The organism is Sutterella seckii, from assembly GCF_009183815.1.
GTDB classification, from domain to species: Bacteria; Pseudomonadota; Gammaproteobacteria; order Burkholderiales; family Burkholderiaceae_F; genus Sutterella; species Sutterella seckii.
Window position 1 is genome coordinate 1 of sequence record NZ_WEHX01000027.1, and the last position, 26,251, is coordinate 26,251.

The 26,251-nt window shown below is 59.2% G+C and carries 18 protein-coding genes and 2 pseudogenes; 11 read left to right on the forward strand and 9 right to left on the reverse strand.

Translation table 11 applies throughout. The features are described from left to right. Positions 1–281: 281 nt before the first annotated feature. Both GBM95_RS12595 and GBM95_RS05600 read right to left on the reverse strand, forming a co-directional pair. Positions 282–1,208, reverse strand: a pseudogene (locus GBM95_RS12595) (Abi family protein). A gap of 509 nt (positions 1,209–1,717) precedes the next feature. Then, positions 1,718–3,544 (reverse strand): aryl-sulfate sulfotransferase, encoded by a 1,827-nt coding sequence (locus GBM95_RS05600; protein WP_152158190.1) that lies wholly within the window; start codon positions 3,542–3,544, stop codon positions 1,718–1,720. Between the two features lie 157 nt (positions 3,545–3,701). On the opposite strand from GBM95_RS05600, the gene GBM95_RS05605 reads away from it, so the two are divergent. Then, positions 3,702–4,643, forward strand: a complete 942-nt coding sequence (locus tag GBM95_RS05605; protein ID WP_152158191.1) for a LysR family transcriptional regulator — start codon at positions 3,702–3,704, stop codon at positions 4,641–4,643. Between the two features lie 88 nt (positions 4,644–4,731). On the opposite strand, the gene GBM95_RS05610 is transcribed toward GBM95_RS05605, so the two are convergent. The 3 genes from GBM95_RS05610 to GBM95_RS05620 form a co-directional block, all read right to left on the reverse strand. Further along, positions 4,732–6,339: an ABC transporter substrate-binding protein gene (locus GBM95_RS05610; RefSeq protein WP_152158192.1), complete on the reverse strand. Its 1,608-nt coding sequence runs from the start codon at positions 6,337–6,339 to the stop codon at positions 4,732–4,734. A gap of 340 nt (positions 6,340–6,679) precedes the next feature. Next, positions 6,680–7,420, reverse strand: coding sequence for a basic amino acid ABC transporter substrate-binding protein (locus GBM95_RS05615; protein WP_152158193.1), 741 nt, complete (start codon positions 7,418–7,420; stop codon positions 6,680–6,682). Between the two features lie 187 nt (positions 7,421–7,607). Further along, positions 7,608–8,378 carry a basic amino acid ABC transporter substrate-binding protein gene (locus GBM95_RS05620; protein WP_152158194.1) on the reverse strand — a complete coding sequence of 257 codons (771 nt, stop codon included), beginning with the start codon at positions 8,376–8,378 and terminating at the stop codon, positions 7,608–7,610. 446 nt (positions 8,379–8,824) lie between these two features. Between GBM95_RS05620 and nikR the strand changes: the two genes are divergently transcribed. Next, positions 8,825–9,301, forward strand: a complete 477-nt coding sequence (gene nikR, locus GBM95_RS05625; protein ID WP_152158195.1) for a nickel-responsive transcriptional regulator NikR — start codon at positions 8,825–8,827, stop codon at positions 9,299–9,301. 204 nt (positions 9,302–9,505) lie between these two features. On the opposite strand, the gene GBM95_RS05630 is transcribed toward nikR, so the two are convergent. Then, a complete protein-coding gene (locus GBM95_RS05630) occupies positions 9,506–9,757 on the reverse strand; it encodes a hypothetical protein (protein ID WP_152158196.1) in 252 nt (83 codons plus the stop codon). 2 nt (positions 9,758–9,759) lie between these two features. Between GBM95_RS05630 and GBM95_RS05635 the strand changes: the two genes are divergently transcribed. Then, positions 9,760–11,388 carry an amidohydrolase gene (locus tag GBM95_RS05635; protein WP_152158197.1) on the forward strand — a complete coding sequence of 543 codons (1,629 nt, stop codon included), beginning with the start codon at positions 9,760–9,762 and terminating at the stop codon, positions 11,386–11,388. A gap of 92 nt (positions 11,389–11,480) precedes the next feature. Here GBM95_RS05635 and GBM95_RS05640 read toward each other — a convergent pair whose 3' ends face one another. After that, positions 11,481–12,086 carry a S24/S26 family peptidase gene (locus GBM95_RS05640; protein WP_152158198.1) on the reverse strand — a complete coding sequence of 202 codons (606 nt, stop codon included), beginning with the start codon at positions 12,084–12,086 and terminating at the stop codon, positions 11,481–11,483. A gap of 268 nt (positions 12,087–12,354) precedes the next feature. Then, on the reverse strand, positions 12,355–13,971 hold the full coding sequence (locus GBM95_RS05645) for an ABC transporter substrate-binding protein (protein WP_193222594.1): 1,617 nt from the start codon (positions 13,969–13,971) through the stop codon (positions 12,355–12,357). Between the two features lie 285 nt (positions 13,972–14,256). Here GBM95_RS05645 and GBM95_RS05650 point away from each other — a divergent pair, with 285 nt between their 5' ends. The 8 genes from GBM95_RS05650 (at position 14,257) to GBM95_RS05685 (ending at position 24,349) form a co-directional block, all read left to right on the forward strand. Further along, a complete protein-coding gene (locus GBM95_RS05650) occupies positions 14,257–15,309 on the forward strand; it encodes an AAA family ATPase (RefSeq protein ID WP_226963174.1) in 1,053 nt (350 codons plus the stop codon). Beyond that, positions 15,302–17,365, forward strand: a complete 2,064-nt coding sequence (locus GBM95_RS05655) for a vWA domain-containing protein (RefSeq protein ID WP_152158200.1) — start codon at positions 15,302–15,304, stop codon at positions 17,363–17,365. Before GBM95_RS05650 ends, GBM95_RS05655 begins: the two co-directional genes overlap by 8 nt. A 225-nt stretch (positions 17,366–17,590) precedes the next feature. Further along, the gene (locus GBM95_RS05660) at positions 17,591–19,300 is read left to right on the forward strand and encodes a hypothetical protein (RefSeq protein WP_152158201.1); all 1,710 of its coding nucleotides are present in this window, start codon (positions 17,591–17,593) and stop codon (positions 19,298–19,300) included. 20 nt (positions 19,301–19,320) lie between these two features. Next, positions 19,321–20,289: a P-loop NTPase family protein gene (locus GBM95_RS05665; protein WP_152158202.1), complete on the forward strand. Its 969-nt coding sequence runs from the start codon at positions 19,321–19,323 to the stop codon at positions 20,287–20,289. Continuing rightward, a complete protein-coding gene (traD, locus tag GBM95_RS05670) occupies positions 20,274–21,443 on the forward strand; it encodes a conjugative transfer system coupling protein TraD (protein WP_264298076.1) in 1,170 nt (389 codons plus the stop codon). The genes GBM95_RS05665 and traD overlap by 16 nt, the downstream gene beginning before the upstream one ends. Then, on the forward strand, positions 21,440–22,072 hold the full coding sequence (locus GBM95_RS05675; RefSeq protein ID WP_152158204.1) for a DUF4400 domain-containing protein: 633 nt from the start codon (positions 21,440–21,442) through the stop codon (positions 22,070–22,072). Before traD ends, GBM95_RS05675 begins: the two co-directional genes overlap by 4 nt. A 167-nt stretch (positions 22,073–22,239) precedes the next feature. Further along, complete coding sequence (locus GBM95_RS05680) at positions 22,240–23,364, forward strand: 5-methyltetrahydropteroyltriglutamate--homocysteine S-methyltransferase (protein WP_152158205.1); 1,125 nt, start codon at positions 22,240–22,242, stop codon at positions 23,362–23,364. Between the two features lie 247 nt (positions 23,365–23,611). Continuing rightward, positions 23,612–24,349, forward strand: coding sequence for an HAD family hydrolase (locus GBM95_RS05685; protein ID WP_152158206.1), 738 nt, complete (start codon positions 23,612–23,614; stop codon positions 24,347–24,349). A 113-nt stretch (positions 24,350–24,462) separates the two neighbouring features. Here the strand turns inward: GBM95_RS05685 and GBM95_RS05690 are convergent. After that, positions 24,463–26,154, reverse strand: a pseudogene (locus GBM95_RS05690) (aryl-sulfate sulfotransferase); the annotation flags it as partial. Positions 26,155–26,251 lie beyond the last annotated feature (97 nt).

Below are 26,251 nucleotides of genomic sequence, written 5' to 3' on the forward strand. Positions count from 1 at the left end.
AATCCGCCGAAGGCGGAGAGGGCAAAGCCCTCACTGAGCTCAGACTACAACCTACTTTTTAAGAACAAAATCGGCGAAAGCTCACTTGACATTCACCGAGGGCCTCTCAGAGACCGAAAGGAAAGCCTTTGGTATCAACAATGGCTTTCCTTGCTCCAGGAAGGAGATCCTGCTCGTTGTGCTCGCTTTCTGCGGAGAGGAACAGCGGTTTGTGGCTTGGGGATCGGCCATTAAGAACCGATCGATTGAATAGGTACTGGAACAGTACAGCACCACATCAACTAGCACGTGCAACGAGACGGATACCCAATCAGTTGAATCTGCCATTTCGGCACAGTTGCTAAGATGGCAGCTCGCCTAGCCATAAATGGTTCAATATTTAGATCAAGCCTATCCAAACATAGCTCGACAAGACTCAACGCCGAAGCAAGACGTTGAGGGTTGAATTCCCTCGGAATTGTCTGATCCACCATAAAAGAAACCGGAAAGACACAATTCCAAATTCGAGCACCGTGAGCGCAAGAATTACGCAAGACTGTTAACCCTTGTAATCCAGTTTTGATGAAATTTCTCTGTGTAGGTAAATGAAGTAAATTCATCAACTCCTGACCCATAGGGGTTTTTAAGTTGCTGATCCACTTAGAGACTGAACCGAGAGGAAGGGCTTGCATCAAGTATCAGATCGGAGGCATTGTCGTCTCATCATATTTTTTTCTAAACGCCAGCATCTGTCGATCCGATGAGCGAAGCCATGTCTTCGAAGCATGTGCCAACAGTTTTACATGAAGAGTTTGATCGTGGAAAATTTCGCTATTCATGTAACCATAGGCTTGGCCTTGCTGCGCAAGGTATTCAACCAAACCGGCTTTAATCGCAAGTTCAATCCGAATTAGGTAAGGAAAAAGAAGATTGCGCAGGTCTTCATCCAGCTTGATGACTTGCCAAACCTGCGAAAGTGACGTTGATTTTCGAAAATGCCGAGTTCCGGAGAGCACAAAAGCTTCACAATATGCGTCCAATCGCGCAAACCCATAATCGCGAAGAAGTTTTTGAAGCAACACATCACTATTGATCCGGAGACCTCTTGCGATCAATAGATTCTTTTGGTCGTCCAGTGAAAGCGCTGGTTTGGCGTATCTCACAGCATGCAAATATGAAAATGCCGGTAACGCAAGCATTACCGGCGAAGCGTCCCTCTTTGTATGCATGCTCAACGAGATGAACAGAGGCCTTCGGGAACTGTTGTTCACATTATATAAAATTTTAAATTGCGATGGTGAGACTAAATGTCTTTTTTTTTAAACCGCTCCTGCGCCCCGTGGCGTCGCTACATTCAGCAAGGCTCTGTACATCGCAGAAAACCTCGCTTGCCGGAGATAGTTCGACGACTTCCATCGTCGTCTTCGGGGAAGCCCCGGACGGGCCGAAGAGTCACGAAGTAACGCTCGAACACGCGAAGGAGATCACCGCCACCTTCAAAAGCGAGAAGACACACCTATTCGTGCCTGTTTTACGAATGAGACTACCCTTTATGCACGGGCAGCCTACACTAATCCGGATGAAGCACTATTTGTCAACCATTAAATACCTTTGTTAGTAAGTCTGAAGCACAGTCTCGTTGTGCCTTCCATAGCGCACGGCGCTTTGTGGAAAAGAAAACCGGCGCTGATTCGGAGTCTGAACCAGCGCCGGTTGGCATAGATTGGGAAATCCCGGATTACTTCAGATCAAAGGCCTTTTCAAGGCTCACAGGCATCGCCTGGTAGCCGAGCGAGCTCTTGATCCTGATCTCAACGGAGGGTTCCTTGGCTCCCCACTTGAATTCGTTGATGACCGGGTTCGGGGCCTTGGTGTTGAATTCCTTCATGATGAGGCTTGCCGTGGCGGAATAGACCATCACGGAGTTCTTATCGGTCTGGTATTCCACCAGCGACGTGATCGGGCTGTACCATTCGAAGCCGCGTTCCTTGCCGTATTCCCAGATCTGCTGGACCGTCATCTTGTTCTGGTCAATCTTATAGATCACGGCGCGGGAGTACTTCATGTCGGGGAGCGGAGGCTGCTCCATGCCGCGGGCATCGCCGTTGTCGAAGACGGAGAGATAGAAGACGTTCTTGTCGGACTTCGAGTCGATGCGCCAGCCGGTGTGCTGGGTCCACGTCCAGTCAAAGCCTCCTTCGCACTTGCTTCCTTCGCACTTGATCTTGTTGCCGTTCGCGTCGACAGGCGTCAGAACCTTCTTCGCGAGTTCGCCTCTCCAGCCTTCGGGCGAAGCAAGAATCCACTTCACCTTCTTGTCGCGGCCGATCTTGACGACGGCGGACTGATGGCGCGAGGAGATGATGATCGAATCGTCGCTCGGGTCGTAGTCGACGGAGTTGACGTGCGCCCAGTTGCGGCCCGGACCGACGCCCGCGATGTCGCCGAACTGGTCGTTCTTGTCCATGGCGGCGAGTTCAGCGGCCGAAAGCGTATGGCCGGACTTCGTCGCGTCGATGTTGAGGCAGACCGCGCCCTGGTCCATCGCCTTGATCACGTTGTCGCGATAGGGGTCGAGGATGTCGTAGAGGCGGAAATCGTCCACCACCTGGCCGTTCTGATCGACTTCGGCAATGACGTCGCGGACGGTGTGGACGCGCTTGCCGTCAGGACGACGATAGTCGGCATTCGAAACGCGAAGGAAGAGGTGGCCGTTCTGAGCGGGGTCGAGCGCGTGCGAGAAGTCGGCGTAGCCGTCCGGGAGGCGGCGGTTGAAGATTTCGCGGCCCATGAGATCGTACTTCGCATAACGCTGGCCGTAGCCGAACGTGAAGGCTCCGTCGGGATTCTGATGGAAGCCCATCATGATGCCGGAGCGGTAGATGGTTTCCGGGTCATAGATGGGTTCGACGTGCATGTACCAGCGGACTTCGCCCTTCGTGTCGAGAATGGCGTTCTGCGGGTAGTAGTTCCATTCGAGCGCGCCGCCGGTGGGGTTGTTCCAGACCACGCGGCCCTGCTTCGGAGCGGTCGAGAGGAAGTTGTTGATGAGGTAGAGGCGGTCCTTGAATTCGGGATCGACCTTCACGACCTCGGTCTCGAACATGTTGTGGTGCTGAGCCATCGAGCCGTTCACCGGGGTGTAGACCGCCGGGGCGTACATCGTGTAGACCTCTTTCTCAACGCGCGTTTCCTTGCCGTTGTAGATATAGGTGTAGCTCACCTCGACCTTGTTGTTGTAGTCGGGATAGAGGCCGAACACCGGAATGCCGGCATAGGTGCGAAGGGCCTTGTTGCTCACCTTGTAGGCGATTTCCTGGCCGCCCGCCTTCGGGACGATGCGCACGGAAGCGTCCTTGAGCTCATAGCCGCCGTTCTTGATGATGGCCGTGAGCGGTGCAATCTTGTAGGGGTTGACGACGATTTCGCCGATCTTGCCCGGAGCAACGTACTGCACGGCAGGGCCGGAGCCGCCGCCGCTTGCCATGACGGCAGACGGGAGGCTGAAGCCCGCGACGAGGGCGAGCGAGAGGGCGACCGGCGTAAGCTTGGACGAGAAGGACATCAGAGTATTCTCCTTTCAACTCAATGTGGGATAGTCGCTAAACTTATGCAACTAATCTTTTCAATTCGTTCGAAAAGAGTAAATCGCTTCCTCTTTTTTGGGTATTGGCGGCTTCCTACGGCGAACGATCTGATTTGGAATACTCAATTTTCTGAAAATGAAAAAAGCACTGGACCGCGACGGACTCATCTTCTTCAAGACCCTCTATGAGACGCAGAACCTGGTGAATGCGGCCTATCAGTTGGGGATCCCGCCGGCGACTGCCTCGAGATTGCTCGCAAAGCTCCGGGAAACCTTCAATGATGAGCTTTTCACGCGCTGCGCAGGGGGACTCGCCGCCACCTGGCGCGCGACCGAACTGATGCCCCAGGTCAGGAGGCTCCTCGACGATTACGAACGGCTCCTCGAAGAGAACGACTTCGATCCGAAGGCGCTTTCAAGAAACTTCCATATCGGAGGGGTCGACCACGGCGTTCTCTTCCTCGCGCCCGCCATCACCCGGATCACGATGATTGCGCCGGGGGTCTCGGTCGAGATGAGCGAGATCACGAACGACTGGCCCGTGGAGCTTCGCACCGGCGAGCTTGATGCCGTGATCAGCCCCATGGAGAGCGTGCCGGAAGGGTTCCACTATCTGCCGCTCCTGGAAAACTGCGCGAACAAGCTCGTCTGCCGGCCGGGACATCCGCTTGAAGAACTCGCGGCCGAAAAAGGGATTCTTTCGGTAGAGGACATTCTGCATTACGGCTTCGTTGAGGTCATCTGGCGGCCGACCAACTTCTTTCGCGTGCTGAAGAGCCGCGAGGATTCGGAATACGCGAAGCGCCGGGTCGTCTTCCGGACGCCTTACTTCATCGGTGCGACGCGCGTCGTCGCTTCGAGCGACCTCATCATGTTCGTATCCGAACTCCTTGCCGACTGGTGCGTCAAAAAGGAAGTCCTCCATGACCTACCCGTAGCGGAAACGCTCACGACAGGCGGGCGCTTTACGCCGAAGCTCATCTGGCACGACAGAAGCCACAATGATCCGGCGATGCAGTGGCTTCGCGGCATGATCCTTTCGGCCGTGAGAAACCCGGACTTCCTCTCGGGCGAATAGTCCGAAGCCGCGGCAGGGAGATATAGAAAGAGGCGCAGCGGATTCGATCCAGTCTGCGCCTCTCGTCAATCACCCGATTATTTTCAGGTCACTTGACGTTCACCCATTCCATCGTGAGACGGTTGTCGGGGCGGTGAACCACCGCGACCTTGTCGCGCATGGCCCAGGCGATCATGAGTTCATGAACCGGGATGTGAAGGTAGTTTTCGCGCTCAATGCGAAGCGCTTCGCCGAGGAGCGCATTGCGCTTCTCAGGATTCTCTTCGGCGCGGATCTTTTTGAGCGCCTCATCCATGGCGGGAAGCGACGCGCGGCCGATGTTCGCAATGCCGTCGCCAGTCTTCGGATTGAAGGTGGCCGAAAGCGACTGGAGCGCGTAAAGCGCGTCGAAGGTTGGCGCGCCCCAGCCGACGAGGCCCGCTGAGGTATCAAAGCTCAGCACCTTCGGGAAGTACTTCGCGCGCGGCATGGTGTTGACCTCGACCTTAACGCCGATGCGGCCCCACTGGGAAGCGAGCGCCTTGCAGGTCGCCTCGTCGTTCGTCCAGCGGTTGTTCGGGCAGTCGAGCGTGAAGCCGAAGCCCTGCGGGTAGCCCGCTTCCGTAAGGAGCTTCTTCACGCCTGCAATGTCGGTCTTCGGGGGTTCGGCCGCGGTTTTGTCCCAGCCGTTCACGATGGAGGTGACGATCGTTCCGGTCGGGACGGAAAGGCCGCGCATGACGCCCCGCTTGATGCCGTCGCGGTTGACGGAAAGGAAGAGCGCTTCACGGACGCGCTTGTCCTTGAAGGGATTCTGAGCGAGGGGCTTTCCGGACGCATCGCGGACGTAGGGCGAATTGTCGCGGTACTCGTCGAGCGCCACCATGAGCGTGCGGTTTTCCGGGCCTTCAGTGACCTTGACGCCCGGGGAGCGCTTCAAGCGCTGCAGATCCTGAGCAGCCGGGTCGATGACGAAGTCGACTTCGCCCGAAAGAAGCGCTGCCGTGCGGGTTGAGGCCGATGCAATCGGGCGGAAGGTGGCGGTTTCCACATTGCCCGAACGGTTCTTCTCATCCCACCAGTCGTGATTGGCGGCAAAGATAGTCTTCACGTCCTCTTCGCGGGTGACGAGCCTGAAGGGGCCCGTTCCGTTCGCATGGCGGGCGGCGTAGGACTCTTCCTTCGCGATGTAGTTCTGGGGTTCGAGCGCGCCGTGCGCCTTCGCCCAGGATTCGCTCATGATCTTGAGGTCGACCAGCTGATTGAGGATGACGGGAGAGCCGTTCGTCGTGCGGATGAGCACCTGGTTGGGACCGGCCTTTTCAGCCTTGATGATCCCTTCGCAGAAGCTCTTGAACTGGCTTCTCGGATTCAGTGCACGGTTGATGGAGAAGACGACGTCTTCGGGGGTGAGCGTTTCGCCCGCATGGAATTTGACGCCCTCGCGGATCGTGAAGAGGAACCCTTCGGGGACGCGCTCATAGCGGGTGGCAAGCGCAGGTTCGAGCTTCCTGTCGGGCGACCAGCGCAGCAGCCCCTCATAGACGGCGGAGATCGCCGTGATGTTGAGGTTCTCGTTCTGAGCATGAATGTCGAACGTGAGAATGTCGCCCGCGCTCGACCAGCTGAAGTCCGCAGCGGCAGCGCCGCCGGCGGCGAAGGCGAGGGAAATCGCGGAAAGAGCTGCGCAAAGCTCAGTGCGGACGAAACGCGTCATCTTGGGTAATCCTTCTTGAGAGATGAAGATCGTTCAATTCTGCACTGCCGTGCCGTGCGCAGGCTTCAAGGAGCATCAGGCATAGTACCTGCAGGACCTCCTCGCGGCGCAAAGGTTCGCGAGATTGAAGAGCGATCCGGTTGCCCGGAAAGCTCAGGAAGAAAATCTGATTTGGTTTACTCGATGACGCCGGCTGAAGCTTGCTCGCTGCCATTGCCGCAGGCAGGCATCGACAGAGAAAGATTGGGATCAAAAGAAAACTCCCCGCCGTGAACCTGTCAGGACAGGGAGTTCGGAGCTCACTGGCTTACGGGAGCTCAGGGTCGGCAGGAACGCCGAACTACTTCTCATGGAGCTTGTTGAAGGTGCCGTCGGCCTTCAGCGCCTTCAAAGCCTTGTCGGCTTCCGCCTTGAGTTCGGAATTGTTCTTCGCGAACACCATCGCAAAGAGGTCGGCTGTGGCGATGGGCTTCAGATGCGTCGTTTGTTCTGCAATCGATTTCGACTGCACGAGCATGTAGTCCGTCACGGGCTTGTCGTTGAGGACGGTATCAGCATTGCCGGCAATCATGTTGAGAACGGCTTCGCCCGCGCTCGCAAAGGTCGTCACCTTCGCTCCGGGAATCTTTTTCGCAAAGGTCTGCGAGGTAGTGCCGATCTGTACGGAAATGCGCTTTCCTTCCAGGTCCTTGAAGTCGGCGATGCCGGCTTTATTCTCCTTCGGAACCAGGATGGTGAGGCCCGACTTATAGAAGGGAAGCGAGAAGAGGACGCGCTTGCCGCGTTCCGGCGTTATCGAGAAGCCCGCTGCACCCATATCAATGGTGCCCGCAAGAATGCCCGGGATGATGGCGTCGAAGCCGATGTTTTCGATTTTGACGTCGCGGCCCATTTTTTCACCCATGGCCTTGACGAGGTCGATTTCGAAGCCCTGGACGGCACCCGTCTTCGAATCCTGGAATTCAAAAGGCGGGAAGGTCGCGGAGGTGGCGACATTAAGGGTTGCCGCGGAGAGCGAACACGCTATCGACAGGGCGGAAGCAAAGGCGGCGGCGCAGAGCACGAATTTCTTGATTTTCATAACAGTTGTCCCGGTGGCGGTTGAATGGAAGAAGAGTGATGCGGCAGGTATGAGTTTAGTGGAGAAGGCTGGAGGTCAAGAGCGGGACCGGCGCTTTTTCGCCCATGCTGAGCGGAGAGTCATAAAGAAATGCGCCCTATGGGAAATCCCAACGGGCGCATGCGTTCAAGCCGCGTTCAAAGCCGATTTACGGCAGCTCCGGATCAGCCGGAACGCCGAACCACTTCTCGTGGAGCTTGTTGAAGGTGCCGTCAGCCTTGAGGTCCTTCAGAGCCTTGTCGATTTCGCCCTTGAGCTTGGTGTTGTCCTTGGCCATGACCATGGCGAAGAGATCCGCCGTGGCAATGGGCTTCAGGTGCGTCGTCTGAGCGGCAAGGTTCTTGTTCTGGGCAAGGATGTAGTCCGTCACGGGCTTGTCGTTGATGACGGCATCAGCGTTGCCGGCGAGCATGTTGAGGATGGCGTCGCCCGCGGAATTGAAGGTCGAGATCTTGGCACCCTTGATCTGCTTGGCATAGCTCATCGACGTCGTGCCGAGCTGAACGGAGATGCGCTTTCCTTCAAGGTCCTTGAAATCCGCAATGCCGGTCGACCCCTTCGGGACCACGATCGTGAGGCCCGACTTGTAGAACGGAATCGAGAAGAGGACGCGCTTGCCGCGTTCCGGCGTGATGGAGAAGCCCGCAGCGCCCGTATCGATCGTGCCCGAAAGAATGCCCGGAATGATCGCGTCGAAGCCGAGCGTTTCGAGCTTGAGGTCCTTGCCCATCTTCTGAGCCATGGCCTTCACGAGGTCAACCTCAAAACCCTGGACTTCACCGGTCTGAGAGTTGTAGAACTCAAAGGGCGGGAAGGTGCCTTCAGTGGCGACGCGCCAGGTGTCGGCAGCTGCGGATCCGCAAATCATGAGCGCGGCGACGCCGGCAAGAGCGGTGCGGGTGAAGGTAGAGAATTTCATTGGGACTGCTCCAATTTATTAACGAAGCCATCATTTAGTTGATGCAACTCAGATAACATTATTGATTAACTTGAATTTTCATTGATCCATACGTAACTAATGGATGATTGCCTTAATAAAAGCAGAAGGGCTTGAGGCCCGGGAAACCTGGATTGCCTTGCCGGGGTTTCGTAAACTGCCGGCGCGGTTCGATCAATATAGGGTTCAAACCGCGCTCTGCGGGGCTTCTTCGGCCGTTCGGAAAAAGAGAAATAAGCATTCGTTTGAGCGCTTCCCGACTGAACTAGGGCCCGCGGCTTAGTTGACGAAAAACTTTTGAGAAAAGCGTCCGAATTGTCGACAAGTTCCGAGCCGTCAGAGGGACGCCTCACGCATCTGCGCTCGTCCCGCAGGAGCGGCGTTTTGCAGGATTTCCGCTATGCTTCGGGGCATGAAGGAGATGAGCCATGCAGCGCATTACGCTTTCGATTGACGACGATCTCGCGGACTTTTTCGTCCGCTATGCAGAGGAGCGGGGCTACCGCAACCGCTCCGAAGCGATGCGCGACATCCTGCGCAATCTCGCTTCAAGGAAGGAACTCGAGGACCCTGCGCCGGGAACGCTCTGCGTTGGGGTCGCGAGCTACATCTACGACCATCATGAGCGGCAGCTCGCGATGCGGCTTACCGAACTTCAGCACGAGCACGGGGATCTGGTGATCTCCCAGATGCATGCGCATGTGAACGGCGACGATTGTCTCGAGACGGTGTTCCTGAGGGGCCCCGTCGAAGCCGTCAGGGGCTTTGCCGATGCGCTCGTTGCCGAACCGGGCGTCCGGCACGGCCACGTCAACATTATTCCAGCCGAGAAGTCGGAATATGCCCGTCATGAGCACGGGCACGTTCATCGGCATGCCGACGGAACGGTCCATTCTCACGGATAGCAGAGACAAAAACGGCGCAGAAAAGAACGGCCCCGATTAGTCCGTTCAAGACGAACTTCCGTCCCTTTCTGCGCCGGGATTCATTCTGCCTAAAAATGGAGCGCCTAACGTTTACAAGGAATATTTTTTCTTGCGTAACGTCAAATCCGCCCGATTCTTCTTCAGGCCCTGAGCTCATGAGGCATAAGGGATGGGGTGTTTTCCCTAGCGGAAATTTGCCTCTTCGGGCTCGTCTTTGTTTGAAGCTTCAAACAAGGCATCTTCTGCCGGATCGATGACGTGAAGAAGCTTTCTGTACAATTCTCCGCTGCCGCGCGGAGTTTCCTTCAGCGCCGAGGACCGCTCGGATATTCTGCCGATGCGCGGCCGCACCGCAAAACCTACAATAACGCGGCGATTCCCGCGCCCGAAGGACCCTTCGGGCGCAGGAACCTGAAAATTCTGGAGAGACTTCATCCATGCCACGCATTCATTACGCCAACGTGTGCGCCTTCTGCGGCCGCACCGGCCGCCCGTTACTCACGGACTTTACGGTTGAGGACGGCCTCTTTATTGATGCGGATAAGCCGATTGCCGACGGCGACGAAATCCGTACGGTCGACATGCGGGGCGCATTCGTGATGCCGGCATTTCTCGACGTGCATGCGCACCCGGAAGGGCTTGCGATGACGCTTTCCGCCGTCTCCTGCACGCCGCCCGACGTCCGCTCGATCGACGATCTCGTCGCGGCCCTCAAAAAGTCGCCCAATGCGCTTTCGGGCGAAGGCTGGATCGACGGCTGGGGTTACGACGAGAGCCTCCTTGCGGAGAAGCGCTCTCCCACCCGGGCCGATCTCGATCGGGTGAGCACGACGCAGCCCGTCTGGATCCGGCGCTCGGACTACCATTCGGCCGTCGTCAACACGAAGGCGCTCGAGCTCGCCGGAATTGACCGCAATACGCCTGATCCCGAGGGCGGCGCTTTCGGCCGCGATGCCGAAGGGAATCCCGACGGCCGCCTGATTGAGCTTGGAGCCGTCAACTACGTGGAAGCGAAGGCCCGGCCGCCTAAAACCTTTGAGAAGGACGTCGAGTCGATTCTTAAGCTCGGCGACCATTACCTCAGCCACGGCATTCTCGTGACGGCCGACATGATGGCCCACAGAAGAGCGCCCGGACAGACGGAACCGCTTGAGCTCTACCGCGCAGCGGAGCGTCGGGGGCTCCCCGTCGAAATGAATCTTTATGCCGTCTGGACCGGAGGAGAGAATCCCGAAGGCATGGAAGACTTTTCCGGGGACGAAAAGACGGGCGCGATCCGTTATGCAGGCGTGAAGCTCTTTGCCGACGGCTCCATTTCCGGCCGCACGGCAGCCGTGCGCAACCCCTATGTGCTTCCCGAAGGCGCTCCCGACCCCGAATTCCCCTCGGGGATGATGACACTCACGGAACCGGTCTTCAGAGCCGCGATGGCCTTCGCGAGAAGGAATGCCGTGCAGTGCTCGATTCACATCATGGGCGACCGTTCCATCGATGCGGTGCTCGACTGGCTTTCGACCGAGTCCCCGTGGCTTTCGGACGTGCCTTCGGTGAGGCTCGAGCACGTGAGCATGATGCGGCCCGACCAGCTTGAAAAGATGCTGGCGCTCCCCATCCGGCCCGCGCTCACGACTCAGATCATCTTCCCCTTTGCCGAGTGGAGAAGCTATCACGCGGCGCTCACGCCGAAAGATTTCAACGTCTGCTACGCCGTGAAGACGCTTTCCGACAAGGTCGAGGCAATGGCGCTTTCGTCCGATGCGCCCTGCACGACGTGGAGCGATACGGACGACATCTTCGTGAGCCTTGAGGCGGCCGTGACCCGGCGCGACTCCGACGGCGGCTACTTCAATCCGGCTGAGGCGGTGTCGATCGGGACGGCGCTTTCGCTCTACACGAGCCGTGCGGCGCTCGTGATGCCTGAGCGCGGCATCGTCGGGGCAATTGAACCGGGAGCCCGCGCCAATTTCATCACGCTCTCGGCGAATCCCTTCATGATTGCGCCCTCCAAGCTGAGGGATCTGCGCGTCACGGGCGTCTGGAAGGACGGAAAGCGCCTTCTCGGGTGATCCCGCGGAGCCGCTCGTCAGCTCATATCTGAATTCGGGCGTTTGCTGCGGAAAGAGGCTCTGACTTTCCGTCCGGCAGACGCCCGAAGGCATTATTTCGCAGGCTTCACGATGTACTGCAGGAGCCCGAGGATGCGCTCGTCCTCTGCGAGAGAGGAAGGCGACCGTCTCGCAATGGCGTCGCCCGCCTCGGTTTCAAGCAGCATGAGACGCTCTTCGAGGCGATCAAGGCCTTCGACCTGATCGGGATGGGCATTGACGACGAGAAGGTCGCCCGCATCAATGCCGGCTTCCTGAAGCGCCTCGTCGGGCGCAAAGAGAAAGAGCGTGTGGCCGGCATTCTTTTCAATGAGGTCGCTCAGCCGCAGCGTTCCCGATTTCGCGCAGTCGGCAAAGGCAGGATCGGGCGGGCCGGAACGCACGGGGAAGGACTGGAGCGCCAGGCCGCCGAGTTCTATTCCCGCCCCTCGAGCGGCATCAATGAAGCTTTCGCGCCGATCGCTCAGTTTTCTCAGTTCGAGTTCGGCACGGAGCCACTTCGGACCGCCGGCAGTCCTGAAGGCCTCAGCCTGGGCGGGCGTCACGCAGACCTGAATCGTTTTCGTGAGCCCTTCGCCCCAGCCGGGCTTTCTTCCTGCTCCCATGCGGTAGCCGCCTCTCCCGGGACGAGCTTTTGGGTTCGTTTTATTCGCAGGCATGACTGAGGAATCTCCACAGGGAGGTTTTGCTTCTGGGTTTAGGGAAGGTGAATTAATTCACTCTCCCTAAATCAAAGTTTAGCAAGGATCTGCCTTTACGAATTGTTTAAAAAGCCAAATAGAACAAATAGTATCGTTTTGTCATGGCCTTTGAATAAACCCTATTTAATCAACCGGATTGTTATGCCGAATAATCCGTCGGAAGGGTCTGATAATCATTCCTGATTAAAGGAATATTTGAAAATGTTATTCAAAAATAAAAGGGCGCTTATTTTGATTCATGCCATTGTGCACGGATAAAATCCAGACCGCCGTCAGACGTCGCCGTGAAGCCCGAGAGTTCCCCGCGCCACGCGGAAGCCGTGTCCTCCAGAATCAGCCAGACGTAGGGCGCATCCCGGCGGATCCGTTCCTGGATGTCGGCATAGATTTTTCTCGATTCGACTTCGTCGCTCACGGATAGGGCCTCGTCGATCAGTTTGTCGACCTCCGGATTCCTGTAGTAGGCGGTGTTGAAGAGCACCGGCGGCATGCTCGGTCCGTAGTAGAGGGGACGGAGCGACCAGTCGGCGTCGGAAGAGGCGGCCCAGCCCGTGTAGTAGAGCTCGAGCGTGGAGTCTTCCGGGCGCTTCACGTTGTGAATGCGCGCGACGCGTTCTCCCGCCTCGAGAACGGTGATTTTGGCGCGAACGCCGACGAGTGCGAGCTGCTGCTGAATGACCTGGACGGCCTTGACGGAGGCCGAGTCGTTGTAGGCGCACCAGAGGTTCACGTCGAATCCGTCGGGGTAGCCTGCTTCCTTCAGAAGCGCTTTTGCCTTTTCCGGATCATAGGGCCAGGAGCCGATGAGGAGCGCATTGGGAATGGATGGGGGCATCACGCCGCCCGCAGGCCTCGCGTACCCGCGGTAGGCAGCCTTCACGATCGCATCGCGGCTGACGGCATAGTTGAGGGCCTCTCGCACGCGCAGGTCGCTCATGGGCTTCTTCATCGTGTTCATCGCGATGAAGCGCATGACGGTCGAGGGCTTTCTCGAAATGAAAAGGTTCTTCTGGCGGTTGATTTCGTCCGCCGACTCATAGGGCATGGGGAAGATGAAGTCGGCTTCACCCGTTCTCAGCATGGCCGCGCGCGTGTGGTTTTCCGGGACCGGCACGAAGCGGATCCCGGAAAGCTTCGGCCACCCGGCATCCCAATAGTCCTTTCTCCTCTCAACCTCGAGGAGTTCGGCGGGGTTGTAGTTTTTGAGCTGATAGGGGCCCGTGCCGCAGGGCTTGAGCGCGAGATTCCAGTTGGGATTCATGAGGGCCGAAGGGCAGACCATCGAGAGGATGCCGCCCGCCATGCGCCGCTTCATGGGCGCAAGGGGCTTCCTGAGGTGAATCGTGAGTTCGTAGAGGTCCGTCGCATCCGCGCGCACGATTTCGCCGAACATGGCCGAGCGGCCGAGGCGCGTGGGATCGTGAATGAGGTGGTCGATGTTGGCTTTAGCCGCATGTGCGTCGAAGATTTCGCCGTTGGAGAACCTCACGCCCTCGCGGAGCTTAATGACCCAGGTGAGGCCGTCCTGGCTCGGGGCCGCATCAAGCGCGAGCGCGGGTTCCACTTCCATTTTGTCGTTGAGCCGGAAGAAGCCCTCATAGAAGGCCTTCATGACCTGACGCGAAAGCTTGTCCGTCGCGTTGTAGGGGTCAAGCGTCGTAAAGCCCGCCCCAACCGCTGCCGTGACGACTTTTGAGGAGACGTCGGGAGGAAGCTGAGCGGCGTCCTCTTTTTGAAAGTCGAAGAGCTTCAGCGCGTGAGCGGAAAAGGACGTCAGAAGAAGCGCATTCAAAAGAAGGGCTTTCGCGAGGAGCGTCTTCCTTCTTGGGGCAGAGAAAAGCATGGGGCACTGTCGGGTCGGGAATGGAATCCTAGTATTTGCGGCCATTCTACCGACTGCGCACAGGGCGGCTCTCCGACTTTGCACAAATAACGAATCTTTGGCATCATTCTCGGGCATTCAGCCTGACGATCTGCAGCGCCAGGACTCCGGTCAAACATCTGCACATTCACAATTCGAGCCCCTGAGGGCGTTCGCCCTCAGGAGAATCCAGCTTTGCTGCCGGGATTCATCGGGGGACGTGCGTCTCCCTTATGGCCGGCTCCTTTTTAGAAAGGAACCTTCATCATGATGAATCCCGTTCACGAATCCCGATTCCTCCCCGCCGGCCAATTCGGCAGCCATCTGGTGCATCTTCCTGCCGGGAGGGGCTATCTGAGAAATACGCTCTCAAGGGATGCGGAAAGCCGCATCCCGCGGGAAAATCCCGCTTATCGCTTTCCGGCCTCGCTCTACCTCGATTTCATCACCTGGTGGAATATGGGGGAAGCCGAGCCGCTCCTCATCACCGGACCCGCGGGTTCGGGAAAGACGAGCGCAGTGCTTGAGTTCGCTGCGCGCCTCTCGGTACCGGTCGTTTCCTATACCGCCCGGCCCCGGATGGACCGCAGGGAGCTTGTCGGCCGCTGGGTGCTTGCACCCGAAGGCGGCATGCGCTGGATCGACGGTCCGGCAGCGCTCGCCTGGAAGCACGGGTGGCTTCTTCTCGTCAATGAGTTTTCAGCGGCTCCCGCTGAAACCTGGGTTTCCGCCAATGACCTTCTCGAGGGACTTCCTCTTGAGAACGATCAGACGGGGGAAAGGATCGAACGCCACCCCGACGCGCGCATCGTCATTACGGACAATACGCGCGGGCATTCGAGCGAAGCCGAAGCCGGCTACTTCGGACGCGAAATGCAGGACCGGTCGGTCATCGACCGGCTCTGGCACATTCGCTTCGAAGGGCTTGCTGAAGACGAGGAGGCGGAAGTCCTCATGAAGGAATTTCCGCCCAAGCTCGTTCATGAGGCAGGGGCCGAGTCCGCAATGGAAGTCGCCCGCATCCTCGCCCGTGCGGGCGCGGAAACGCGGGCATCATCCGGAGCGGACGCCCTGGGACTCCGGTCGAAAACATTAGCGCTTTCGCACCGGGTCCTGAGGCGCACGGGCACTCTGATGCTCTCCTACATAGCAGGGAGTGTGCCGGAGCTCCATGACCCCGTCGAATGGTCTCTTGACCGTGCGGCGGGACATGCGCTCGACCGGCCCGTGAGAAACGCGCTCATTACGTACATGAAGACCGTTCTCGGCACCCGACTCGCCGAGCTTCGGAACCTCCGCAGGGAGGCGAATCATGCGTAATGATGCCGGAACCCTTCCGCTTCTCGAAACCCTTGGGGAACCCGCTACGCCTGAAGAAGCAAAGCTCTATGCCGGCATCGGCGAGCTTCTTGCGATCCGGGCGGGGCTCCATACGGGGCTTGAGCGGAGAAAAGCCAATGAAATCGACCGGCGCATCAGAGCGCTCGCGAACGATTACCGGCGGCTGAGGGACCGCAACCACCTCTGGGGAGCGGCTGAGCCGCTTCTCAACCACCGTGCGGAAGCGATGGGCCTCACGCCTGAAGAAGCGCGAAAGTCTTCGCGCCTTGAAGCGCTTCTTGCGCTCCCGGCGCTCTGCCGCCGGGACGGGATCAGGATCCGGTTTTCAGGCACTCCGCGCACGGACGGCAAAACGATCTGGCTCGGAAGCGTTGATCTCTCGCACCCGGCTGCGCCCGTGTACGTTTTCGGACACGGCATCCATGAACGCACGCATGTGCTTCATACGAACTTCCGTGCGGCTGAAGGACTCTCCCCGCGGGCATTCGCCCTCACGAACCTCTTTGAGGACGTGCGGATTGATGCCATAGGGGAGTCCGAATGCCGCGGATACCGGTTCTGGCGGGAAGCGCTCCTTGCGCTTCTCTGCAGAACGGGCGAGTCGGTCTTCCTTTCGGACGACCCGATGCGGCCTGCCGCCGATGTCTTCCTCGCGTGGCTTCATGCCGAGCTTCTCCATGAGACGCTACAAATGAAGCTTCCCGACGGGGTTCTCGAAGCCGTGAGGCTTGAGGCAGGACGCCGCTTCGGAGAGGCGTTCCTCAGGGATGCCCTCGGGCTTGCCCTGAGGCGCTTTCCTCTGGGGAGCACCTTCGAGGCAGCAGCTCTTGCGATCGAGTTCGAGGAATTTCTCTCGGACGCGGCGCTCATAGAAGAGCGCGTCGAAAAAGAGGCGGAGAGAGAACGAAAGAAGAGCGCTTCGGCCAATCGGAGCCGGCAGAGAGAGAAGTCTCGGAACGTTCAGAACGGGGAGGGCATCGCGCTCTCCCTTTTTGATGACGGGTCTGCGTCTTCTCCCCTCCGGTCTTCATGCGCCCGGGATGTTTTCCCGGCAGTTCTTCGTCTCGCCGACGAGAGAAACTGGCGCGGAAGCACCCCGGCCCTTGAATCCGGGAACGCCATGTCGCGGCTTCAGAAGGTGATCAGCCTTCCGGAGAGCGCCATGCCGGACATTGAGGCGATTGAGGCATCGTTCGTTGAAACCCTTCGCCGGCACGACAATGTGCCTGAAGGGAGCGGCAATGCTTCGGGAGGGCTTCTTCCGAGGCTCTCGAAGCTCTCGGAAATCCGGGCCGCCCGGAAGGCGTTCGACGCTGCATGGGACGAAACCTCGTCCTTCGCGATGCGTCTTGCGGACCTCTTCAAGCGCCGGATTCCTGCCGATGAGGGAGGAGCCCGGACGGGGTTCGAGATCGACGACCGGGAGCTTGACCGCGCGGCTGGAGGCGACGACCGCATCTTTGTGCGGGAGAGGAAAAGGAAGGCAAGAAAAATCGCCTGCGAAATTCTCCTCGACCTCTCGGGGTCGCTCGGAGAGCGGGGCGGCGCAGTGCTTCGCGCTGCTGCCGCGAGGCTTGAGGGAGGAATGAAGCGCCTGCCCGGGACTTCTGCCCGAACGGCCGTCTTCCCGAACGAGCGCGGCACAGGCCCGTTTCTCGCGTCCGACTGGAAGTCTTCTTCCGTCGAAACGCGCGAAATCCTCCGGGCATTGCCTTCAAAGGGACCCACTCCGGTGGGTCAGAGCCTTCTCTGGGCGCTTCAGACGCTCGCTTCCCGCCCTGAACCCGCGAAGCTTCTTTTTCTCCTCACCGACGGCGTCTTTGACGCCGGCGAATACCGGGGAGAAGTCGAGGCGCTCGCGATGGCGGGAATTGAGCTCGCGACGCTCGTGCTCTGCGATCCGGATCTTCCGGAAGCCGAAATCGGTCCGCGGAACACGATCGGAAGCGAAACGCGGTTCGTTCGATCAATCGACGAAATCCCGGAGGCGATTCACGCGCTGCTCCTGGGACTCAAAACCCGGGACGCCTTCTGAGCGGGGATCTTCCCGAAGACGTATTTCTCTTGCAACTTCTTTAGCGAACGGGGTCTGCTTCCTTTCTCCTTCAGGGTTTCCCATTGATGAATTCAATGGGCCGCCCTGAAGGGAGAGGGAAGAGGCCCCTTCGTTTTTTTGTGCGGGCCGCAATGCATGCGGCATCGCTGTAGAACACATCGGCCAACAGGGACCAACAGGGACTTCGGGGAGGAAAAGCGCCCAATGCACTTCAGAAAGAACATGACTCTCGAGATCCTTGAGGCGGAAACGCCGTTGCGGGCGCTTCACCGGATGCGCAACGACCTTCTGCGCATGGAGCTCGCTATCGGAAGCAGCGTCTTTGCCGCGGGGCTTCTTCCGGCGCTTCAGGCCTGGAGCGCCTTTGCGGCCGGGATTCCGGAGGGCGCATTTGAAGCCGGCATCCGGCGCGCGAGGCGCATGATGGAACTCATGCTCGACGAAGCCCTTCCCGACGGCCTCGACCCGAAGGCGCGCGAAAGACTCCGGCTCGGCCGGCTCGCGGGAGGAATGCTCCTTGGACTCCTCTCCGCGGCGGACGACATTCTCCAGTTTGAATTCAAAGCTCTGGAGAACGGCAGGGCTTCAGACACCTCCCCGGCATTCGACCCGTCGGCGGAGCTCCTTCTTGAGTTTCAGATTGCGTGCGCGGCAAAAGGACGAAAGGCGGTCGCGGAAGCGCTTCCCGCCATGCGGGCTTCAAAGCGCATTGAACTAGAGCGCGCGGGGCTCTGCGAATTTCTGCTTCGAAGGCTTATCGACCGCAATATCGCCGCGCTTCTCCGGGAAGCCCGGGAGGGCGGCCTTGAACCGGCACTCCGCCATGCCGCGGGCGGCTTCCCGGGAGCCGACGAGGAAGCGGTGCGCTTTGAACGCATCCTCATGAAGGCGTTGTCGGAGGAATGCCGGAAGGCTTCTTTTCCGGCGCTTATGCCGGGCGGCGAGTCGTCGGAGGCTTCAGACGCCTTCTTCACCCGGGGAAGTGCGGAGCTCATTTCCCGCGCGCTTCTCCTTGCAATTCGCGAGGAGCGTTTTCTTGTCCTCACGCGGGAGAACGACGGCGCGGACATCGTTGAAGAGAAGTCAAAGACTGATCTTCCACCTCGTCTCTGGATTGCAGCTGACGGCATCTTTCTCGAGTGGCCCAAAGGCGCGGCGGCTCTTGAAGCCATTCTCTGCGGCCGCTTCAGGTTGGCGGAGGAAGAGAACCGACAGGGGTTGACCGAAGGGTTGATTAAAGGCCTCATCGCCGCGGGAATGGTTGAGTCTGAATGGAAAGGAGGTCCGCGGGAAGCGGCGCTCACTCAGGAGGACGCACTGGTGCTGGGGCTTCGCGAGACTTCGGCGCTTCTTGCCGCGCTCTTTTCTCCCCGGGGAGATGGAGCAGCAGCCGCAGAAGAGGCCCCGAAGCTCTCCCGCCTTGACTGGCGGCTTTTCCCGCGCGAAGCGCGGAAGGGTGAGGGCCCGGGCAGCGCCTTCGTCGGCGCGGAAGGCCGGAAGACTCCGGTCTTCTTCTGGTCGATCGCTATCCCTGACCAGGTGCCGCTTCAGATCCGCGAAGCGCTTGAAAGCGCCGAAAAGCAGCTCTCGAGATTGAGGAGAAGCGAAACCCGGGGAGCCCGTGACGGGCTCTTTCTCGGCGAGTCCTTTTTCGCGGCAGGCGACTTCGAGGCGGCGGCAGACATCCTTTCGGACCTCGGGCTCGCAGTGGAAGGGCAAAGCGCGCTCCACGGCGGGGCGCTCCGTCGCATGCGCGGGATCGGACCCAATGCGGGAAAAACCGAAGTCGGGATTCTTCTCAAACAAAGCATTGCCGTCCCGTGCTGCCTCTGGAGCGACGGAACGGTGACGGAAGCGGACTGGCCGGACGCGGCTTGGGAGGCCGCTGACGAAGAAACGATTGAGGAACCTTAACGAATGAAGGGAACGTGCAAATGAAGATGAAAAGCTTCCGGGTAAAGGGATTCAAGGACCGTGCGCGGGAGACGAGCGGCGTCACGGGAAATGCGCTTGCGCTCTACCGGCCCGCATGGGAAGTCCGTCCGGCGGTCTGGAATCTCGGGGCGGCTGCCTTTGCGTCGGCGGCGGCTCTCTCCGGGAGTCTTCCCGCCTCCTGGGGGATTCTCTGGGGAACGGGCGCGCTCGTCCTTGCCGCCTGGCGATGGAAGGAGGCGCTTGACGTCTGGAAGCGCCGTGCGCCGTTGTCGGGTTTTGAGCCGCTCTTCATGACGATGGAGGATCTCGTCGCCCGCATGCGGGAGATGACTGAGAAAAGCCTTCCGGAAGCCGCCAGGGGAGGAGCCCGGTTTGAGCATCTCCTGCGCTCCGGCGGTCTCATCGGAACGGGACAGGAGATTGCTTCAGCCGGGATGAGGGATGAACGCGTGCTCTTTCTCTCTCATGCGGAATCCCGCGTTGAAAACGTCTGGTTCGGAATGGGCTTCCCCTGGACGCCGGTTGAGGCGCAGAAGCTCGAGGAACTTTCACGCGTCCCTCGCGACGTGATGACGGTGCCGCCCTCAATCCGGCCCCTGGTGACGAAAGACCGGGGGTTGTCGGAAAAGGAAATCGGAAGCCCCGTTCTTCACGGCGTGGGGCCTGAGGAAGCGCCGATCGAGCGGCCGATCAGGAGCCTCGGGGGCGGCACACTTCTCGTCGGCACCACCCAGGCAGGGAAGGGCGTCATGCTCACCTCTCTCATCGCTCAGGCGATTCTGCGCGGGGATGCGGTGATCGTGATCGATCCCAAATCGAGCAAGCGCCTGAGAGGCGCGATCCACGCCGCCTGCGCCGCTGCCGGGCGGGAGCCTCCTTATGAATTTCATCCGGCCTTCCCCGCGCGGGCGTTCGTCTGGATCCGCTCGGGAGCTGGACGCGCGCGACGGAGATTGCGTCCCGCGTGACGGCGATCCTCCCGCCCGAATCGGACGGGGTCTTCACGTCCTTTGCCTGGGAAGCCGTCCACGTGATGACGATGGGCCTCCTTTTTGCCGGGGAAAAGCCCTCCCTCGGGAAATTCTGGCGCATTCTCGCAGAGGGGATTGAGCCTCTCTTTGCGAAGTGCCTCGACATATCGCTTCAAAAACACGTTCCCTATTGGCGGGACCGCGTGAGCGCGATCATGGAAATTGAAGCGGGGACGCTTTCCGCTCCGCCCGGGTCCCGCGCGGGCTTGTCGCTTCTCGCCCGGGCGGCGCTCTGGGAGCGTGCAGTGCCCGAAAATGAAAAGGAACCGGAAGTGGCCGGCCTCTTTTCGGTATTCCGCCACTCGAGGGAGCACTACGCAAAGATCACGGCGTCGCTCGTTCCCGCGCTTTCCATGCTCACGTCTGGGCCTCTGGGGAAGAGCCTCTCCCCGGACCCCGACGATATTGAGGACGACCGCCCCATCGCGACGGTCGACCGCGTGCTCGATGCCGGGGGCGTGCTTTATCTGGGGCTCGACGCGCTGCCTGACCCGCAGGTCGCGGGGTCGCTCGGCGCATTGATTCTCTCCGACATGGCCGCATCGGCGGGCCGGCGCTACAACCTTGATCGTTCGGGGGATGAAGCGGCGAGGATCAGCCTCTTTGTTGACGAGACCGCAAACGTGATCAACCGTCCGCTTATCGAGATCCTCAACAAAGGCATGGAAGCGGGAATTCAGACGACGTGCGCCATGCAGACGATCGCCGACCTTGAGGCGCGGCTGGGGAGCAGGGCGGCGGCGCGAATGGCGCTCGGGAACCTCAACAACCTGATCGCCCTCCGAACCAAGGATCAGGAGACGCAGAAATTCGTGGCCGAGGCGTTCGGACGCACGACCGTCTGGGAGACCTCAGCCTCCTTTGCGTCCACTGCTGATTCGAGCCCGATCCCTCGATTCCGGGCGAGCGTATCGCGCGGACTCTCCGGGCGGCGGGAAAGCGTGGTTCCGACGGAAGCTCTCGGGATGCTCCCCAATCTTGAGTTCTTTGCGTCTCTCTCGGGCGGAAAGCTCTGGAAGGGGCGCGTGCCGATTCTGCTCCCTGAAGCTCAGGGGAGAAGGCTCTTTAAGAACACGGGAGAACGCCGATGATCAGGACCATTGTTTCGCTTTTCACCGCAGTCCTTCTCTTTGAAATCGCCTTCGGCGCGGCTTACGTGTCGACGGAAGCGCTCCGCGGCATTCTCTATAGAGAATCGATCGAACGGCAGCTGCTCCTTCCGGGGGCGTCCCTCAGGACGGCTCAGTATTTTGAAGGCGCGCTTTCCGAGGCTTTCGGGGAAGCTGTGCTCCCGGGGCGCTTCGCGCACTCGAGCGAACGCCAGCCCGGGATGCTTCGACCGGCGCTCCCGGAGGAAGCGGCGTTCGGTCGCGCTCTCTCCGGGATCCTCTCCGCCCCGTGGGTTGAGAACATGCGGCTGATCGGGCTCCTCTTTCTGAAGCGTCTTGCACTTCTTTTCACCGTTCTTCTTTTCGGCGCTCTCCCCATGGCAGCGCTTGCCGTCGACGGCTGGCACGCGCTTCAGGTTCGAACGCACGTCTTCGGCGCGATGCGCCCGAGCGTTTTCGGGAGCATCGGCCTCCTGATGACCTTCGGCGGTCTCGGAACCGTGCTCCTTCTCGCGTACCCCGCCGATCTTCCTTTCGGGCTCTGGGCGCTCTTTCCGGTGCTTTTCGGGGTTTCGCTGAGAACTCTGATCCGCTCCTGGCATCGCTTTTAAGATGTCTGCGTCTGACGGATGCTTGAAGTATTACCTTAGAGCCGCGCAATTTTTCCTTTGAGTGGTACTCGGGAGAGTCTCGAAGCGGCAATAATCTCTATCCATACGTTTACTTCAGGGGGCGGGAGGATCGCCGCGCCCTCGTTTTTCATTAGAGAGAAATTCCCATGGCCCGCGTGAATCCCCCGTACCGTGCCGACGTCGTCGGCAGCTTTCTTCGTCCCAAGCGCCTTCTTGAAGCCCGCGAGGCCTTCCATTCGGGCAAGCTTTCGCGTGAGGATCTCACGAAGCTCGAGGACGAATGCATTGCCGACCTCGTCGAAAAGGAAAAGAAGAACGGCCTTCGAGCCGTGACGGACGGCGAATTCCGCCGTGCTTTCTGGCATCTCGACTTCCTCGCTGCGCTGGGCGGCATCCGCCACGTGAAGGCCGAGCACTGGTCGGTTCATTTCGAAGGCCATCAGCCGAAGGCCGAAACGATCGTCATCGAGGACCGCATTCACTTCCCGAAGAATCATCCGTTCCTCGAGGCCTATGACCGCCTGAAGACGATCGCGGGCGACTATCCGATCAAGTACACGATCCCGTCGCCCTCGATGCTGCACCTGATCTGCGCCGTGCGCGAAGCGAACTACAAGCCCACAGCCTTCTATGAAGCCCATCCGGAGAAGCTCTTTGAAGACCTCGCCGACACGTGGGTCGACGCGATGCTCGCGCTCTACGAACGCGGCTGCCGGTATCTCCAGTTCGACGACACGAGCTGGGGCGAATTCTGCTCGCTCGAAAAGCGCGCAGCCTATGCCGCCCGCGGCATCGACGTCGACTGGACGGCCCGCCGCTATGTTGAGGTTCTGAACCGCATCCTCGAAAAGAAGCCCGCCGACATGACGGTGACGATGCACATCTGCCGCGGCAACTTCCGCTCGACCTGGTTCTCGTCGGGCGGCTACGAACCCGTGGCTGAAATTCTCTTCGCCCACGCGAAGGTCGACGGCTTCTTCCTCGAATACGACACCGACCGCGCCGGCGGTTTCGAGCCTCTTCGCTTCATCAAGGATCAGACCGTCGTGCTCGGCCTCATCACCTCGAAGTTCCCCGAACTCGAAAAGAAGGAAGAGGTGAAGGCCCGCATCGAGGAGGCTTCGAAGTACGTTCCTCTCGAACAGCTCTGCCTCTCGCCCCAGTGCGGCTTCTCCTCGACCGAGGAAGGCAACATCATGACTGAGGATGAGGAATGGGCCAAGGTAAGGCTCGTTCGCGAAATCGCCGACGAAGTCTGGGGCGACAAATAACCTGACGCTTGGTTGTCTTTAGACGCCAACCTCCTGTGATTAGACGCAGTGTCCCCATGATGCTGCGTCTCATTTCTATGATGGGCTGCCGCTTTGTGCAGAAATTGAGGCGTGAGACTGACGATTGTTATGTTTTTGTCATCACTGCGCGCTAAAGTATGCGGCTGACGAAAACAGGATTCTGTGAGGGACCTCGTTTTGCAGAGACCCCTTAATTCTTCTCATTCCTTAGGGCCGCTTGAAGGCAATGGCAGCTCAATTTCCGCTTCTTCTTCCCGCTTCAAAGCTTCCTCCGAAGCTGGTGGTTTTTGATCTCGACAAAACGCTGATTGCTGGCGACAGCACGATTCTCTGGACGGAATGGCTCTATGAGAAAGGTCTCGTGAAGGACCCGATCTGGCGGCAGATCGACCGCGAGATGATCCGCGAGTACGATCAGGGGCGTCTCGACATGCATGCCTTCATGCGCAAGCACTCGGGCGCATTCAGGAATATCCCCGTTGAGATGCTCGGCAAACTCGCTCTGGAGTTTGCGAAGAAGAGAATCGCTCCCCTTGCATACCCGGATGCGAAGAAGTGGGTGAAGAATGCCCTTCAGGCGAAGATTCCGATGCTCGTTCTTTCGGCGACGACCACCTTCATCGTTGCGCCGATTGCGAGGACGGTTTTCGGCATCGATGAAGCCATCGGCGTCGACCTCGTGGAGGAAAATGGCTTCTACACAGGGGAAATCCTCGGCACGCCGTCCTTCCAGGAAGGAAAGGTGGTGAGGCTCAAAACCATCCTCAACAGCCGGGGAATCGACATTTCTGACGTGCTTTTCTTTACCGACAGCAGGAACGACCTGCCGCTTGCCGAAGCTGCGGGCTTCACCTGCTGCGTCAATCCTGACCCGGTGCTTCTATCTGAAGCCCGCCGGCGCGCGTGGAAGATTCTCCGCTGGGAGCTCCCGCTCAGAACCAAGATTGAGCTCGGGCAGGGGTGAATACAGAAGAGCTTTAAAGCAGCGGTCCTCGCTGACTGAGTCCTGCTCTCCAAAAGTAAAAACCGGACGTCCGCGAGCGGAATCGTCCGGTTTTCTCTCAGAAAGGCGCTTGATTACTGAGCGAAGGCCTTGTCAAGGCTGATCGGCATGGCCTGATAGCCCATGGAGTCGATGATCTGGATTTCGACTGACGGATCCTTCTCGCCCCACTTGAATTCCTCAATGAAGGGCGATGCCTGGCCCGCCTTTTCGCCGGGCTTCAACTCCGACGGACGACGGCCCATGCCCGCCGTTGCCGAATAAACCATGATCGAGTCCTTGTCGGCGAAGTACTTCGTGAGCGAGGTAACGGGGCTGTACCACTTGAAGCCGCGGTCCTTGCCGTACTCCCAGACCTGCTCGATGGTCTTCTTGTCCTGGTCGATCCTGTAGATGACGGCGCGCGAATACTTCATTTCAGCGAGCGGCGGCTGATCCATGCCGCGCGCGTCGCCGTTGTCGAACGCCGTGATGTAGATGATGTGCTTGTCGGACTTCTCGTCGATGCGGAAGGCCGTGTGCTGCGTCCAGGTGTAGTCGAAGTCCCCTTCGCAGGTCGAGCCCTGGCAGGCAATGGGCTTGCCGTCCTTTACCGGCGTGAGGAGGAGATTCTTCCAGCCGTCGCGCCAGCCTTCGGGCGAAGCGAAGATCCACTTGATCTTCTTGTCGCGGCCGATCTTGACGATGGCGGACTGGTGGCGCGACGAGATGATGATCGAATCGTCGGTCGGGTCGTAGTCGACGGAATTGACGTGCGCCCAGTTCCTGCCTTCGCCCGTGCCCACGATGTCGCCGAACTTGTCGCTCGTTTCGAGCTTTGCAAGATCCTCGGCGGAAAGAGTCTTGCCGGACTGCGATGCGTCGATGTTGAGGCAAACCGCCCCCTGGTCGAGCACCTTCATGACGTTGTCGCGGTACGGGTCGAGGATTTCCCAGAGACGCCATTCGTCAACAACCTTGCCGTTCTGATCAAGCTCGGCAATCACGTCGCGCACGGTATGAACGCGCTTTCCGTCCGCACGGCGATGATCGGCGCTCGCGACGCGGATGAAGGAATGTCCGTTCTGAGCATTGTCGAGAGAGTGGGAGAAGTCGGAGTAGCCGACCGGCAGGCGGTGGTTGTAGATTTCGCGGCCCATAAGGTCGTACTTCACGTAGCGCTGGCCGTAGCCCCAGGTGATGTTCCCGTCGACATCCTGCTGGAAGCCCATCATGACGCCGGACTGATAAATCGTCTCAACGTTGTAGATGGGTTCAACGTGCATGTACCAGCGGACTTCGCCCTTGGTGTCGATGATGGCGTTCTGCGGGTAGAAGTTCCATTCCATCGCGCCGCCCATCGGATTGTTCCAGACCGCGCGCGTCGCCTTGGCGTACTGCTGCATGAGATTGTTGACGAGGTAGAGGCGGTCCTTGAACTTCGGATCAACCTTGACCACCTTCGTTTCGAACATGTTGCTATGCAGTCCCGGCGCGCCGCTCACCTCGTGGTACACGGGAGCCGCGTAGATCTTGTAGGTGTCGGTGAACTTCTCCGTTTTGCCGTAGAACTTCCGGGTGTAGGTAACTTCAACCGTATTCATGTAGTCCGGATAAAGACCGAAGACGGGAACGCCGGCATGCGTCAGAAGTTCGGAGCGTCTCACCGAATACTTGATCTCCTGACCATCAGGCTTCGGAACAACGCGCACGGTCGCTTCCGTGAGCTCATAGCCGCCGTTGCGGATGATGGCGGTCAAAGGCGCAATGCCGTACGGGTTCACGATATTAACAAAGGTATTTAATAGTTGACGGATGGTGCTGTGTGGCGCTTGGGGTCAGGCCGCCTGTGCATAGAGGGTACTCTCATTCGTAAAACAGGCG